The organism is Massilia sp. 01N417 (assembly GCF_056399645.1).
Genome location: NZ_JBFTRS010000030.1, coordinates 26,778 through 41,596 on the forward strand (window position 1 = coordinate 26,778; position 14,819 = coordinate 41,596).

Annotated in this window: 11 protein-coding genes; 6 read left to right on the plus strand and 5 right to left on the minus strand. The window is 68.3% G+C overall.

The window, feature by feature from the left end; genetic code table 11:
- Positions 1 to 26: 26 nt before the first annotated feature.
- Positions 27 to 1,925, minus strand: coding sequence for a flagellar assembly protein A (locus AC1DOQ_RS24555; RefSeq protein WP_477370221.1), 1,899 nt, complete (start codon positions 1,923 to 1,925; stop codon positions 27 to 29).
- 138 nt (positions 1,926 to 2,063) lie between these two features.
- Positions 2,064 to 2,456, minus strand: a complete 393-nt coding sequence (locus AC1DOQ_RS24560) for a hypothetical protein (RefSeq protein ID WP_477370224.1) — start codon at positions 2,454 to 2,456, stop codon at positions 2,064 to 2,066.
- Between the two features lie 222 nt (positions 2,457 to 2,678).
- On the opposite strand from AC1DOQ_RS24560, the gene ompR reads away from it, so the two are divergent.
- From ompR to AC1DOQ_RS24585, 5 genes are all read left to right on the plus strand, one after another.
- Positions 2,679 to 3,437, plus strand: coding sequence for an osmolarity response regulator transcription factor OmpR (gene ompR, locus AC1DOQ_RS24565; RefSeq protein WP_477370227.1), 759 nt, complete (start codon positions 2,679 to 2,681; stop codon positions 3,435 to 3,437).
- Positions 3,438 to 3,449: 12 nt separating this feature from the next.
- Positions 3,450 to 4,811 carry a sensor histidine kinase gene (locus AC1DOQ_RS24570; RefSeq protein WP_477370231.1) on the plus strand — a complete coding sequence of 454 codons (1,362 nt, stop codon included), beginning with the start codon at positions 3,450 to 3,452 and terminating at the stop codon, positions 4,809 to 4,811.
- A 52-nt stretch (positions 4,812 to 4,863) separates the two neighbouring features.
- Positions 4,864 to 5,829, plus strand: coding sequence for a threo-3-hydroxy-L-aspartate ammonia-lyase (locus AC1DOQ_RS24575; RefSeq protein ID WP_477370234.1), 966 nt, complete (start codon positions 4,864 to 4,866; stop codon positions 5,827 to 5,829).
- Between the two features lie 165 nt (positions 5,830 to 5,994).
- On the plus strand, positions 5,995 to 6,759 hold the full coding sequence (locus AC1DOQ_RS24580) for a fatty acid desaturase (protein WP_477370238.1): 765 nt from the start codon (positions 5,995 to 5,997) through the stop codon (positions 6,757 to 6,759).
- Positions 6,760 to 6,839: 80 nt separating this feature from the next.
- Complete coding sequence (locus AC1DOQ_RS24585) at positions 6,840 to 7,211, plus strand: YXWGXW repeat-containing protein (RefSeq protein ID WP_477370241.1); 372 nt, start codon at positions 6,840 to 6,842, stop codon at positions 7,209 to 7,211.
- 32 nt (positions 7,212 to 7,243) lie between these two features.
- Here AC1DOQ_RS24585 and AC1DOQ_RS24590 read toward each other — a convergent pair whose 3' ends face one another.
- The gene (locus AC1DOQ_RS24590; protein ID WP_477370244.1) at positions 7,244 to 9,217 is read right to left on the minus strand and encodes a sensor histidine kinase; all 1,974 of its coding nucleotides are present in this window, start codon (positions 9,215 to 9,217) and stop codon (positions 7,244 to 7,246) included.
- A 6-nt stretch (positions 9,218 to 9,223) separates the two neighbouring features.
- The gene (locus tag AC1DOQ_RS24595; RefSeq protein ID WP_477370247.1) at positions 9,224 to 11,275 is read right to left on the minus strand and encodes a PAS domain-containing sensor histidine kinase; all 2,052 of its coding nucleotides are present in this window, start codon (positions 11,273 to 11,275) and stop codon (positions 9,224 to 9,226) included.
- A 167-nt stretch (positions 11,276 to 11,442) separates the two neighbouring features.
- Between AC1DOQ_RS24595 and AC1DOQ_RS24600 the strand changes: the two genes are divergently transcribed.
- Positions 11,443 to 11,796: a DUF4124 domain-containing protein gene (locus AC1DOQ_RS24600; protein WP_477370250.1), complete on the plus strand. Its 354-nt coding sequence runs from the start codon at positions 11,443 to 11,445 to the stop codon at positions 11,794 to 11,796.
- Positions 11,797 to 11,812: 16 nt separating this feature from the next.
- Here AC1DOQ_RS24600 and AC1DOQ_RS24605 read toward each other — a convergent pair whose 3' ends face one another.
- Positions 11,813 to 14,734, minus strand: coding sequence for an EAL domain-containing protein (locus AC1DOQ_RS24605; RefSeq protein WP_477370253.1), 2,922 nt, complete (start codon positions 14,732 to 14,734; stop codon positions 11,813 to 11,815).
- Positions 14,735 to 14,819 lie beyond the last annotated feature (85 nt).

Sequence of the window (14,819 nt, forward strand, 5' to 3'; positions counted from 1 at the left end):
TGTGCTCTCTGTTCTCTCGGGATTCGTCAGGCCGTCGCGGCCTGCTCGCTGCTCCACGCGAAGCTGCCCTGCGCGCCGGAGAACAGCAGCTCCCCGGACTGCGGCCCGCGCAGGCGCGCCTTGATGTCGCGCGGGGCAATGATATACGGACTGCCGGACGCCGGGCTGAATCCGAGCACGCGTACCAGGGTATCGCCCTGCACCCGGTGCACGGTAACGGCGGCGGCGCAGGCGGCATCGCAGCGCTGGCGCTCGAGGTCGGCCAGCACCTTGCGGCCCTGCTCCAGGTCCGCATCCAGCGGCTTGATCCTGGCGGACACCTCGCCGATCGCCTTCAGCGCCGGCGCCACGTCGTGGGCCATGCGCTGGAACTGGCGCGCCTGCTCGGGGGTGAGGCTGATCTCGTTCTTGCGCAGGCGCGAGGCCAGCATCAGGTAGCGGCGCACGTCCGGCTGTGCGGTCAGCGCATCCATCTGCGCCTTGTGCCGGGCCGCCAGCTGCTCGAACTGCGCCAGCCGCGCGCCCACCGCCGCGATCACTTCCTCGACCTGGGCGCCTTCCGGCAGCAGCACGTAGACCAGCATCTCGCCCTGCTTGCGCGGCATCGCGAATTCGACCGTCACGCGGCGGCCGGCAATCGCGCTGCCCTCGGCCTGGCCGATGTGCACCTCGTCGCCGATCACCTCGCAGTTGACCGCATGCGCGATCGTGACGCGGGTGCCGGACACCACGCAGTTCTCGGCGCGCTCCAGCACCACCGCGCCGTCCTCGGCCTGCAGCACGGCGCCGGACGCCACGCCGCACACGCGGATGTCGCCGCGCCGGTTGTGGGCGCTGCCGCCCACCAGGTTGGCATGCAGCAGGATGGTGCCGCCGCGCGAGACCAGGTTCCCGAACACGTCGGCATGCACCGTGATGCTCTCGCCCTCGATGACGCGCTTTTCCTGGACCTCGCCGAATTCCTCGTAATCGCCCGTCAGCTGCAGGTTGCCGGTGGTCTTGGCGCTGACGCCGTCGCGGCTGACGATCTTGGCGCCCACCGAGATCCGGCTGGTCGAGGAGTCGACGGTCAGGAAGCCGGCCTGCTGCGAAACCAGGAATTCGCCTTCCTTCAGGCGCTCGACCCCGGTGCCCTCGCCTGCATATTCGCCGAGGTCGAGGTCGCGCCCGGGCTTGGCCGCCAGTTGCGAACCCGCCATCTCGAAGCCGGGCCTGCCTTCGGTGAGCGGGATCTTCTGCAGCAGGCGCACGCCGGGCTGGATCTGGGGGAAGCGGTTCTGGAAGCTGCCCAGGTCGAGTTTCCCGTTGGGCAGCTGGCGCGGCGCGTCGTTGCGGTGGATGTCATCGGAGACTTCGGCGATGCGGGCATCCTCGCCCGCCACCGGTTCGAGGCGGCGCGCCACGGTGATGCGATCGGCTTTGCCGCTGGCGATGGCGGTGCGCACGGCGTCGAGGTCGACGCCGAAGCGAATGCCCTTGAGCCAGATGTCGGCGACGAACTCGTCGAGATCCAGGCGGGCCGGCATGCCGGGACCGTCGGGGTCGGCGGGATCGGGCAGCCAGACCGGTTCGAAATAGTATTCGGCGCGTCCGCCGCCGATCTTCACCGAGCGGTAGAGTTCGCGGCGGGCGGGATCGAAAGGCAGGATGTCGGCGGCGATGCGGGCCTGGGCCGCCCCGTCCGCCGCTGTCGGCAGCGCGGGGCCGTGGTCGAACAAGGCCTTGAGCAGGACCGGGTAGTCGATACCGGAAAGATAGTGGCCGCCGCGAAAGATGCTGTCGATGGCGGCGACCAGGGTCGTGCCGAGCACGGCGGGATCGGCGTAGACGCCGTCATGGCGCTTGGCGATGCAGTGCTCGGGGCAGGTGGCGGCAAAGCGGGCCGCCTGTGCTTGCGCCGGCGCTGCGGCAGGATCCGTAGGCACTTGATACTCCCAGTCCAGGTTACCTACCCCGGCAAGGCTTGGGCCGGGGTATAGACTGGGTAGCGTATCACGTTGCAGACGCTAAATAAACATCTGGCAACCTAGATTGCATCAAAGAAACAAACCGGCGCGACGCCATCAACGCCGGGGCGGGTACAGGTCCATGCCGGCTTCGTTGATCTGGCGCCGCAGGTCGCGCCGTTCGTCGGGCGTCATGCGGGGGCTGCGGCGCGACTCGCGCTGCTCCTGCTGGAACTGCTGTTGCTGCTGCTGCTGTTGCTGCTGGTATTGCTGCTGCAGGCGGCGCTGTTCCTCGTAGGCGCGGACATCGTAGCGCGGATCGCGGTCCTGCGAGATATGCCCGCGGCCGGACTGCTGCATCGACGGGTCGTCGCGGCGGTCGCCATACTGCTGGGCGAACGCGGTCCCGGCGCCGCCTATGACCAGGGCGCACGCCAGCGCACTGCGAAGCGCGCAGCGGGCGATCCGCCCTGCCTTCGTTCCTGCGTAGTGGTGAGTGACGCTGTTCATGGTGTGCCTCTTCCGCGATGCCAAGTAAGGGGATAAGCTGTGATTCAGATTCGGTTTCAGTTTCAGTTTCGACGTGAGGCCAGTTTATGTGGATTCCCCTGGCGGTATAAGGCTAAATGGGTAAAGTTTGTAACACAATGTAATGCCTCAGCAATAACTCCCGTCCGCTAAGCCATATGAAGTTACCATAGCGACATTAATCTGACAAATCCTGACAGACTCATGAATGCAACTACCCCGAATAACGGAGGCCAGAACAGCGGCCATTCCGCGAAGATCATGGTGGTCGACGACGACGTGCGCCTGCGCGACCTGCTGCGCCGTTACCTGACCGAACAGGGCTTCCAGGTCGTGACCGCGGAGAGCGCGCCGGCCATGAACAAGCTGTGGCTGCGCGAGCGCTACGACCTGCTGGTGCTGGACCTGATGCTGCCCGGCGAGGACGGCCTGTCGATCTGCCGCCGCCTGCGCGGCGCCGGCGACCAGACTCCGATCATCATGCTGACCGCCAAGGGCGAAGACGTGGACCGCATCGTCGGCCTCGAGATGGGCGCCGACGACTACCTGCCGAAGCCCTTCAATCCGCGCGAACTGGTGGCCCGCATCAACGCGGTCCTGCGCCGCAAGGGCCCGGACGAGATCCCCGGCGCGCCGTCCGAGACCCCGCAAACCTTCGAGTTCGGCGACTTCGTGCTCGACCTCGGCACCCGCACGCTCAAGAAGAACGGCGAGACCGTGCCGCTGACCACCGGCGAATTCTCGGTGCTGAAGGTGTTCGCCCGCCATGCGCGCCAGCCGCTGTCGCGCGAGAAGCTGATGGAACTGGCGCGCGGCCGCGAGTACGAAGTGTTCGACCGCTCGCTCGACGTCCAGATCTCGCGCCTGCGCAAGCTGATCGAACCGGATCCGTCCAGCCCGCTGTACATCCAGACCGTGTGGGGCCTGGGCTACGTGTTCATCCCCGAAGGCCAGCCGCGCTAAGTGTCCCAGGCGATGTTCGAAAGACCCCGCGCGCGCCTGCTCGGCCGCATGAAGAGCGGCCTGTTCTGGCGCACCTTCCTGCTGCTGTCCTTCCTGACCACGCTGTCGATGGCATCGTGGATCGGGATGATCAACGTATTCCAGCGCGGCCCGCAGGCCGAGCAGACCGCCGAACTGCTGGTCTCGGTGGTCACCCTCACCAAGGCGGCGCTGACCCACTCGGCGCCCGACCTGCGGCGCGAACTGCTGTTCGAGCTGGTGTCCAACGAAGGCATCCGCATCCTCACGCTGGAACCGGACGACAAGGTCGAGCCGCCGCCCTCGAACGCGCTGATGCCCGAGATCGCCGCCATGGTGCGCGAGCGCCTCGGCAAGGACACCCGCTTCTCGCGCAAGGTGAACGACATGCCGGGCTTCTGGGTCAGCTTCGACATCGACGGCGACAAATACTGGCTGATGCTGGAACGCGACCGCCTGGCCGGCCTCACGCGCGTGCAGTGGCTGGGCTGGGCCACCGTGGTGGGCGCCCTGTCGCTGCTGGGCGCGGCCCTGATCTCGACCCTGATCAACCGGCCGCTGGCGCGCCTGACCGCGGCCGCGCGCGCGATCGCCCAGGGCAAGCGCCCCGCCGCCCTGCCTGAAAAAGGCTCGAAGGAGATCATCGAGGCCAACCGCAGCTTCAACCAGATGGTCGACGACCTGCAGCAGCTCGAGAAGGACCGCGCGATCATCCTGGCCGGCATCTCGCACGACCTGCGCACGCCGCTGGCGCGCATGCAGCTGGAGGTCGAGATGGCCAACCTGTCGCAGGAAGCGCGCGACGGCATGCAGTCCGACATCGCGCAGATGGACGCCATCATCGGCCAGTTCCTCGACTTCGCGCGCCCGACCGAGACCGCCACCTTCGTGCCGGTCGACCTGTCCGAGCTGCTGGAAGACTGCGCCCACACGGCCGACCGCCTGCCGGACGTGCGCACCGCCACCTCCATCGAGCCGGGCATCCGCGTGCCGGCCAACGCCACCGACCTGCGGCGCGTGATCAACAACGTGATCGAGAACGCCCGCCGCTACGGCAAGACACCGGGAAGCGAGGTCACCGAGATCGACATCGCCTGCCACGTGAAGATGACGGGCCATGGCCGCCGCGCCGTGGTCGAGATCGGCGACCGGGGCGTCGGCGTGCCGGACGACCAGATCCAGCAGCTCATGCGCCCCTTCACCCGCCTGGACAGCGCGCGCGGCCAGGCCAATGGCGCCGGCCTCGGCCTGGCGATCGTCGAGCGCGTGATCAGCCGCCACAACGCCGAGCTGCTGGTGCGCAACCGCGAAGGCGGCGGGCTGGTGCTGCAGTTTGCCTTCCCGCTGGCGGCCTGACCCTCCGCTATACTGTCGCCTTTCGATCCAACCGAACGAAGGGCTGACAGACATGACCGACACCCAACTCCAGTACGCCGACGTCGAACAGGCGGCCGCCCGCATCGCCGGCGCGGCCCACCGCACCCCGGTGCTGAGCTCGCGCACCGCCGACGCGATGACCGGCGCGCAGCTGTTCTTCAAGGCCGAGAACTTCCAGCGCATGGGCGCCTTCAAGTTCCGCGGCGCCTGCAACGCCATCGCGAAATTCAGCGAGGCGCAGCGCCAGGCCGGCGTGCTGACCTTCTCGTCCGGTAACCACGCGCAGGCGATCGCCCTGTCGGCGAAACTGGCCGGGATCCGCGCCACCATCATCATGCCGAAGGACGCGCCGGAGCTGAAGGTGCGCGCCACCCAGGGCTATGGCGGCGAAGTCATCTTCTACGACCGCTATACCGAGAACCGCGAAGAGATCGGCGCCCGCCTGGCGAAGGAGCGCGGCATGACCCTGATTCCGCCCTACGACCATCCGGACGTGATCGCCGGCCAGGGCACCGCCGCCAAGGAATTGTTCGACGAGGTCGGCGAACTGGACCTGCTGCTGGTGCCGCTGGGCGGCGGCGGCCTGCTGGCCGGCAGTGCGCTGGCGGCCTCGAAGCTGTCGCCGACTTGCAAGGTGATCGGCGTCGAACCGGAAGCCGGCAACGACGGCCAGCAGTCGCTGCGCAGCGGGCAGATCGTCGACATCGGCGTGCCGCAGACCATCGCCGACGGCGCCCAGACCAGCCACCTCGGCCAGCACAACTTCGCCGTGATCCGGAAGCTGGTGTCGGACATCGTCACCGTCAGCGATGCCCAGCTGGTCGAGACCATGAAGTTCTTCGCCGAGCGCATGAAGACCATCGTCGAGCCGACCGGCTGCCTCGCCGCGGCCGCGGCCCTCCATGGCGTGGTGCCGGTGGCCGGCAAGAAGGTCGGCATCCTGATCAGCGGCGGCAACGTCGACCTGGCGCGCTTCGCCAAGCTGGTCGCCGCCTGATTTGCGCGCGTACATGCAGGGCAAACGCGAGGAACAGGCGGTAAAAGCGCCTGTAATCGTGGCTTAGAAAACAACGCCGCCCCGCTATTCTTCTTCCCAATTTGTCATCCACAAAAAGGGAAGAAGATGTTCTCAGGGTTTATCCACCTCTCGCCAGGAGCAGTCATGATTGCGATGGCGATCTCGTTCGCGCTGACCACCGCCGCGAGCGAACTGTACCTGCACCGCTCGCGCACGCACCGGGCCATCACCTTCCATCCGCTGCTGTGCCAGTTCTTCCGGATGTGGATGTTCCTTACCACCTTCGGCCTGACCACCAAGGCCTGGGTGGCCGTGCACCGCAAGCACCACGCCAAGACCGACACCGCCGAGGATCCCCACAGCCCGATCGTGCACGGCCTTTGGGCCATCCTGACCAAGGGCGTGCTCTTCTACCGCAAGGCGGCCCTGAATCCGGAAGTGATCAAGACCTACGGCGTCGGCATCAAGGACGACTGGATGGACACCCACCTCTACACCAGGCACCGCATGAAGGGCGCCTGGTTCTTCCTGCTGGCCGAGATGGCGCTGTTCGGCATCGAGCACGGCTTCTATATCTGGCTGTTCCAGCTGTCGGTATCGCCGATCTGGGCCGCCGGTTTCGTGAACAGCTTTTTCCACGTGGTCGGCTACCGCAACTTCGAGACGCGTGAGCATTCGCGCAATTTCTTCCCGATCGGCATCATCTTCTGGGGCGCGGAACTGCACAACAACCACCACGCCTACCCGGGCTCGGCAAAGACCTCGATGCGCTGGTGGGAATTCGATGCCGGCTGGCTGGCAATCCGGGTGCTGGCCTTGTTCCGCCTGGTGACGATCAACCGCGTCGAGAACGGCATCGTCGAACAGGGTGCTGCGGCCGACCTCCCGGGTACCGGCTTGCAGGCCTGAACACGTTAAGCCGCGCACAGTCGGGCTGGCTTCGGAAGCGTAGAGTGAACCTGCAGCATCACTCTTACAAGGAGGCCACAATGAAAAACTTGCACAAGCTTCTGATCGCCAGCCTGATCGCCGGTTCCGTCGGCAGCATCGCCGTCCCGGCGGTCGCCGATACCGTCATCATCCGCGAAGCCCCGCCGCCACCGCGCGCCGAGCGCACTCCGCCGCCGCGCCGCGGCCATGTGTGGGCGCCGGGCCACTGGGAATACCGCCGCGGCCATTACGTCTGGGTGCGCGGCACCTGGCTGCGCGAACGCCACGGCTATGCCTACAACGCCCCGACCTGGGTGCAGCGCGACGGCAGCTGGGTGATGGAGCGTGGCGGCTGGCGCCGTGGCGACCGTGACGGCGACGGCGTACCGAACCGCGTCGACGACCATCCCAACAACCCGAACCGCAGGTAAGGCCGCGCCGGCGCCTGGCGCCGGCAACGCACCTAGTCCGGAGCCGTGGCAAGGCTGACGGTGAACACGCTGCCCTTGCCCGGTCCCTGGCTGTAGGCGGAGACGGTGCCGCCGTGCAGGACGACGATATTGTGCACCAGGGCCAGGCCGATGCCCAGTCCGCCCTGGATCGGCCCCGGCATGCGCTCTGCCCGCGTGAACAGCTCGAACACATGGGGCAGCAGCCTGGGCTCGATGCCGACACCGTCGTCGCGCACGGCGATGCGCACCGCCGGCGCCTGCCGCGTGACCGACAGCAGGATCCTGCCGCCGGGCGGCGTGTACCTGATCGCATTGTCCAGCAGGCTGGCCAGCACCTGGACCAGGCGCCTGGCGTCGCCGATCACGGCCGGGCCGCGTCCCGGACCCTCCTCCTCCTGCTCCACCACCAGCGCATGGCCGCGCGCCTCGGCCGCCGGCCGCACCTGTTCGACCGCGGCGGCAACGATGCCGGCCACCTCGACCCTTGAGCGTTCCAGCTGGATCTGGCCGCGCGTGACCCGCGACACGTCCAGCAGGTCGTCGACCAGGGCCCCCAGGTGCAGCACTTGGCGGCCGATCTCTTCGCCGGCCGCGAGTACCCGCGCATCGGCGGCGTGCGCCGACTGCAGCGTCTCCATCGCCTTCGAGATCGGCGCCAGGGGATGGCGCAGCTCCTGCGCCAGCATCGCCAGGAACTCGTCCTTGCGCCGGTCCTGCTCCTGCAGCGAGCCATACAGGCCCGCATTCTCGAAGCCGTTGGCGGCGATCGACGCCAGCTGCGCCAGGACGGCTTCGTCTTCTTCGGTGAACCCGCCCTGCTTGTCCCAGGCCTCGATCAGGCCCATGTTGCGGCCCTTGCGGTCGACCAGGGGCACGGCCAGGCGGGCGCGCATCGGCGCCGGCTCGGCGCCGTCGTCGGCGCGCGAGACCGCCTTGACGGCCTGGCGCACATGCGGTCCTTCGCTCAGCGCCACCCCGGCATGGCGCACGCCGAGGATCTGGCGCACCTCTTCCACCAGCGCGCCGGCGATATCCGTCGAGGACAGTGCGGTGTGCAGGGTGCGCGAGGCCCGCGCCAGCTTGGCCAGCAGCGCGGAGTTGCGCTTCTCGAGGTCCAGGCGCCGGGCCAGTTCCGCCAGCGCCATGACCTTCTCGTGGATGTCGGTATTGGCGCCGATCCATTCGCGCACCGCGCCGTTCGCGTCCAGGATCGGCACGCTCTTCACCGCGGTCCAGCGCCAGGCGCCGTCGGCCCGGCGGACCCGGTACTCGGTCGCGAACTCGGTGCGCGAGGCCACGCTGGCCTGCCACAGCTCGCGGGCGCGCTCGCGGTCGTCGGGGTGGATCGCGGCCAGCCAGCCGAAGTCCCGTCCTTCTTCATAAGACTGGCCGGTGAAGGCGCGCCACGAGGGCGAGTCTTCGCGCACCCGGCCGTCCGGCGCACCGGTCCAGACGATCTGCGAGGTCGCCATCACCAGCGAACGGAAGCGCTCCTCGCGCAGGCGCAGCGCGGTTTCTGCCTCCACCTGCTCGGTGATGTCTTCGTGCATCAGCATGACTTCGACCACCGTGCCGCGCTCGTCGATGATCGGATGGGCGCGCGCCCGGATCCAGCGCACGTGCGCCACCCCGCCCAGCAGCGCGGTGTCGAAGCGGATCGGCGGAATCTCGACCGACTCGCCGGCCAGGGCGCGCCGCAGATAGGCGGTGACGCCGCTCGCGACCAGCTGCGGATCGGTCAGCACATTGAGCGCCCCGCTGAGGAAAAGCTCCTTCAGCGGCGAGCCTTCGTGGATCTGGAACAGCGTTTCCCAGGCCTTGTTGACGCCCAGCGTCCTGCCGTCCGGCGCCAGGATCTGGATGCTGACCGGGGCCTGCTGGAACAGCCCCTGGAAGCGCTGCTCCTGGCTGGCCCCCGGCCCGGGGCCGGGACCGGCACCGGCACCGGCACCGGACGATGCCGCGGAACCGAAGTCGTTTTGCATGTCGATTTACCCGATGGCGTCGAGAGTGACCGTGAACACGCTGCCCAGGCCGGGCCCTTCGCTATGGGCGGCGACCGTGCCGCCGTGCAGGCCGACGATGTTGCGGACCAGGGCCAGGCCGATCCCCAGGCCGCCCTGGGCGCGGTCCGGCGTGCGTTCGGCCTGGGTGAAGAGCCCGAACACTTGCGGCAGCAGCCTGGCGTCGATACCGATGCCGTTGTCGCGGATGGCGATCGCCACCCTGCCCTCGCCGCAGCCGACCGAGAGCGCGATGCGGCCGCCGCGCGGCGTGTACTTGGCCGCATTGTTCAGCAGGTTGACGATCACCTGGACCAGGCGGTTGGCGTCGCCGGTCACGGCGGCGCCGGGCGGCACCTCGCCGATCGCGAGCGCATGTTCGCGCGCCTCGAACTGGGGCCGGGCCTGCTCGACGGCGCTGGCGACGATGGCGCCGACCTCGACCCGCTCCTGCTCCAGCTGGATCAGGCCGCGGGTCACGCGCGAGACGTCCAGCAGGTCGTCGACCAGCGAGGTCATATGGCGCACCTGGCGGCCGATCACTTCGCTCGCCCTGGCGACCCGCTCCTCGCCGGCGTGGCCGAGCTTGAGCATCTCCGCCGCCGCCGCGATCGGCGCCAGCGGGTTGCGCAGCTCGTGCGCCAGCATGGCCAGGAATTCGTCCTTGCGCCGGTCCTGCTCCTGCAGCGAGGCGACCAGGCGCGCGTTCTCGAAGCCGGTCGCCGCGATCGCGGCAAGCTGCACCAGGATGGCTTCGTCCTCGGCCGTGAATTCGCCCTCGGCCTTGTCCGATGCCTGGATCACGCCGATATTCTTCCCCTGGCGGTCGATCAGCGGCACCGCCAGCCAGCCGCGCATCGGCGGGTGCTGCGCCGCATGCGCACCGAAGCCCTTCCACAGCGGGTGCGCCAGCAGCTGCTCCTGGGTCAGGCGCATCGTCCGGTTGCTGCGGCAGACTTCGGCGTAGATCCCGCTGCCGTCCGGCGCCGCGTCGTAGCTGCGGTAGCGCGCATACTTGTCGGACAGCGACACCGCATTGATCGCCTGCGCCAGGTTCACGCCGTCGTTCAGCGACACCACCGCCTGGTGCACCTCGAGGATGGCGCGCACTTCTTCCACCAGCGCCTCGGCGATGGCCTTGTCCGACAGCGCCGAATGCAGGATGCGGGTGGCCCGGGCGACCCTGGCCAGCAGGGCCGAGTTGCGCTTTTCGCGCTCCAGCCGTTGGGCCAGCTCGGCCTGGGCCATGACCATGTCGTGGATGTCGGTGTTGGCGCCGATCCATTCGCGCACGGCGCCGTCCTCATCGGTGACCGGCGCACCCCGCACCGCCGTCCAGCGGTAGCCGCCGTCGGCGCGGCGCAGCCGGTACTCGGCCTCGAACACGGAGCGCCGCGCCACGCAGTGCAGCCACAGGCGCTCGATGCGCTCGCGGTCGTCCGGGTGCAGTGCATCGAGCCAGCCGAGCGCCTTCCACTCGTCACAGGACTGGCCGGTGAAGGCGCGCCAGGAGGGCGAATCCTCGAGCACGCGGCCGTCCGCCGAGGTGGTCCAGACGATCTGCGAGGTCGCCATCACCAGCGAACGGAAGCGCTCCTCGCGCAGGCGCAGGGCGCGCTCGGCCTCGACCCGGTCGGTGATGTCTTCGTGCATCAGCAGCACGTCGAGCACGGCGCCGCTGTCGTCCTTGATTGGATGGGCACGCGCCGTCACCCAGCGCGCATGCTGGGCGCCGCCCTCGAGCTGGCCGACGTCGTAGCGGATCGCCGGGATCTCGACCGACTCGCCCGCCAGCGCCCGCCGCAGATAGGTATGGACGCCCTTGGCGACCAGCTGCGGATCGGTCAGCACGTTGTACTCCCCGAGCACGAAGCGCTTCAGCTCCGAGCCTTCGTGGATCTGCCACAGCGCTTCCCAGGCCTTGTTGACGCGCAAGGTGTGGCCGTCGGGCGCGAGGATCTGCAGGCTGACCGGGGCCTGCCGGAACAGTTCGCGAAAGCGCAATTCCTGGCTGGCGGCGTCGTCGGGGGTGGTCGGCATGTCGGCGCAGTCGAAAAACGTGGTGATATCAATCGGGCATGATGTCATAGTTTCCCGCTGAGCGCACGCGGGATGCTTGTCAAAGCAACATTCGTTTACGGTGAGTCAGCGTACAGAGAACGGCGGGCGCGGCGCGCAGGATGGGAACCAAGGTAAAGGAGAACATCATGAAGCGTCCAGTTACACTGCTGAGCATCGTTGCCGCTGCCGCCTGCGCGGCATCGATGGCAACCCCGGCCGCGCTGGCCGGCAACGAGATCGTCAAATGCGTCGACGCGGGCGGCCACGTGACCCTGACCGACCAGCCCTGCGACGCCGGCAGCGCCACCGTGAGGCTGTCGGGCGAAACGCCGCTGCCGCAGCGCCACGTGCTGCCGGCCACCGAGCTGCGCCATGAAGGATGGAAACGGCCGCAGGAGCCCAAGGCGGCCCCGCTGTCGCGCGACGTCGCCACCCTGAAGGCGGCGCGCCGCATGCTGATGCTGCAGGAAGCCCGCCCGCGCCTGGCCGGCCTGAATTGAAGCGGCCTGGTGGACCTTAGTGCAGGTCGCGTAACTGCGCGAAGTCGCTGAGCTCCGGCTCGTTGGCCGACGCGCCCAGCGTGCGCACCAGCTGCAGCACATCTTCGCTCTTGATGAAGCTCGCCGACGAGCTGGCCGCCAGCAGTTTCTCGGGCGGCTGCGAACGCGCGATCGCGTAGCCCTGCACGTAGTCGACGCCGATCTCGGCCAGGGTGCGCACCGTCTCCGCATCTTCCGCCCACTCGGCGATCGTCTTCATGCCCAGGTTCACCGCCAGGCTGACGATGGCCTCGACGATGGCGACGTTGGCCGGGTGCGCATTGATGTTGACGATGAAGTTGCCGTCGATCTTCAGCACGTCGGCCGGAAGTTCCTTCAGGTAGGAGAAGGAGGTATAGCCGGCGCCGAAGTCGTCCAGCGCCACCTTCACGCCGAAGGCCCGCACCTGGTCGATGAAGCGGCGCGTGTTGTCGAGGTCGTGCAGGGCCACGCTTTCCGTGATCTCCATGCACAGGCGCCCCGCCACATGCTCGTAGCGCGACAGGATCTCGAGCGTGTCCTGGACGAAGCGCTCGTCGTTGAGCGAGGCACCCGACAGGTTCATGCAGACGAAACGCGTGTTGCGCAGCGAGTCCACGTGCTCCTCGATCCAGGCCAGGGTGCTCGACAGCACCCAGCGGTCGATCACGCCGGCGCGTCCGCTTTTCTCCGCGGCGGCGATCAGCGGGCCGGCCGGCGACACCCGTCCATCCTCCTCGCGCATGCGCAGCAGCACCTCGAAGTTCAGCGATTCGTGCGGCGAATGCAGCGACATGATCGGCTGCATCTCCAGGAACATGCCTTCGGTGGCGTTCGGGCCGTTCAGGCGCGCCACCAGGTTCAGTTCGGCCTCGCGCTCGTGGAAGGCGGAGGAACCGCGCTTGTACACCACCAGCCCTTCGCTGTTGCCGTCCTTGGCTTCGCGGCAGGCGCGGTCGGCGGTGGAGATCGCATCCTTGATCTCCATGCCCGGCGCCACTTCGATCAGGCCCACCGAGCCGCGCACGTGGAAGGCCTTGTCGCCCACGCGGTAGGGCGAGCCGCCGATGCGGTCGACGATGCTGCGGCAGATCAGCGACGCCATCGAGATCGCCGTGTCCGGCATCACGATCACGAATTCGTCGCCGCCCACGCGGCCGACCTGCTGGTTGCCGGCCAGGGTCATCGAGACCCGGTCGCACACCTGCTTGAGGACTTCGTCGCCGGCGGCGTGGCCGAACAGGTCGTTGATCAGCTTGAAGCGGTCGAGGTCGAGGTAGGCCAGGGTCAGCGGACGGCCCGGCGCCGTGGTCGCGGCGACCGTCTCGAACATCTTCTCCAGCCCGCGACGGTTGTAGACCTTGGTCAGCGGGTCGTTGTTGGCCATGAAGCGCAGCTGTTCGGTGGCCTTGGTCTTTTCGGTGATGTCCTCGAGCACGCCTTCGATGCGGCCGTGCGCCAGGGTGGCGCGCACCAGGAAGCGGCGCTCGCCCTCGCGCGGGTCGATCTCGAGTTCGACGCTGAGCTGGGACTGCACCTGCTCGCGCAGGTAGCTCCAGCTGGCGTCACTGAAGAACTGCTGCCAGCGGGTGCGGCCCACCACCACGGCTTCGCAGTCGAGCATGCGCAGCAGGGCCGGATTGGCGGACAGGAAGCCGCCGTACTGGTCGAGCGTGAACAGGCCCACCGGCATCGCTTCGTACGCGTGTTCGAGTTCGGCCTGGGCCGCGATCCGCTTCTTGGTCTCGAGGCGCATCTGCTCGGCGATGGCCAGCGCCGCCAGCAGGCTGGAGGCCAGCGCCGCGGTCACGCTGTTGACCAGGCCCAGCATCTCGCGCACGCCGAGCGCGGCGGCGACCACTTCGGCCAGGCCGGACAGGAAGGTCACGGCAAACGAGGCCGCGAACCACATCGCCACCCGCGCCTGGTCGCGCAGCATCAGGTTGATCAGCCCGGCCGTCATCAGGGTCAGGCCGGACGAGGCCACCACCCACATCGCCGGCAGGTAGTAAGCGAAAGGCAGCACCAGCGAGAGCGGCAGCAGCGCCAGGGCCAGCCATTGCATCAGGCGCAGCGGCCTGGCGAAGCGGGACTTCGCGAGGTCGGCGCCGAACAGCGTCATGTACAGCGTCAGGGTCGAGATCGAGTACAGCGCCGTGGTCACCGCCTTGCTCGGCACCAGCCAGCTGGCCGGCAGCGTCTGGCCCAGCCACTGGATGTCCCAGCCGGCCGAGATCGCGCCCACGCGCAGGTTGAGGATCAGCCAGGCCGCGAACTCGAGGTAGAGCAGCTGGCGGTTGATCAGCGCGGTGATCAGGATGAACAGGCTCAGCACGATCATGCCGCCGTCCAGCAGGCCGGACTTGCGGTGGAACTGCTGGATCGACAGGGTCATCTCGCTGGCCGGCCACTGCACGGCGCTCAGGCGCGCCGGTCCGGAAAAGCTGGCGCGGCACAGCACTTCGGCCGGCGTGGACGGCGTGCGCAGCACGAAGCCCGCCTTGGCGGCCGTCATCGCCCCGCTCGCCCCCTCGTGCGATGCGCTGCCGAGCGACACCAGGGTCGCCGCATCCCAGCAGCTGACGTCGACCGCGTGGCGCGACGGGAATTCAACCACATGCGGTCCGCCGGGTATGTCCCGGGTCCGCAGGGCAAACCAGACCGGCGCTTCGGACAGGTGGGTTTCGTAGCGGTCGGTGGCCGGCGCATGCGCCAGTTCGCGCAGCGCACTGGCCGGATCGAGCCGGGCGCCGGCATCGCTGAGCACCCGCAGCGGCAGGGTGACGTCGCCGCTGGCGACGTAATGGCTATTCCAGGAAGCGTAGGCGACGACCGAGACCAGCAGCACGCCCAGCGGCACGAGGTAGACCGACAGCAGGCGCAGTACGGCCTGCAGTAGACGGTCGAAGACTCCGGACACCGGTATTCGTGCTGGACTGGAGGGCTGTGGCATAAATTGTATCGATCGGACAGGCAGGCGCCGGCATGCTGATGCCGGCGCATGA

Bases quoted from the DNA above. Each gene is read 5' to 3' on its own strand.
- AC1DOQ_RS24590 (WP_477370244.1), bottom strand. From the start codon at position 9,217: ATGCAAAACGACTTCGGTTCCGCGGCATCGTCCGGTGCCGGTGCCGGT.
- AC1DOQ_RS24600 (WP_477370250.1), top strand. From the start codon at position 11,443: ATGAAGCGTCCAGTTACACTGCTGAGCATCGTTGCCGCTGCCGCCTGC.
- AC1DOQ_RS24585 (WP_477370241.1), top strand. From the start codon at position 6,840: ATGAAAAACTTGCACAAGCTTCTGATCGCCAGCCTGATCGCCGGTTCC.
- ompR (WP_477370227.1), top strand. From the start codon at position 2,679: ATGAATGCAACTACCCCGAATAACGGAGGCCAGAACAGCGGCCATTCC.
- AC1DOQ_RS24570 (WP_477370231.1), top strand. From the start codon at position 3,450: ATGTTCGAAAGACCCCGCGCGCGCCTGCTCGGCCGCATGAAGAGCGGC.
- AC1DOQ_RS24575 (WP_477370234.1), top strand. From the start codon at position 4,864: ATGACCGACACCCAACTCCAGTACGCCGACGTCGAACAGGCGGCCGCC.
- AC1DOQ_RS24595 (WP_477370247.1), bottom strand. From the start codon at position 11,275: ATGCCGACCACCCCCGACGACGCCGCCAGCCAGGAATTGCGCTTTCGC.
- AC1DOQ_RS24580 (WP_477370238.1), top strand. From the start codon at position 5,995: ATGATTGCGATGGCGATCTCGTTCGCGCTGACCACCGCCGCGAGCGAA.
- AC1DOQ_RS24560 (WP_477370224.1), bottom strand. From the start codon at position 2,456: ATGAACAGCGTCACTCACCACTACGCAGGAACGAAGGCAGGGCGGATC.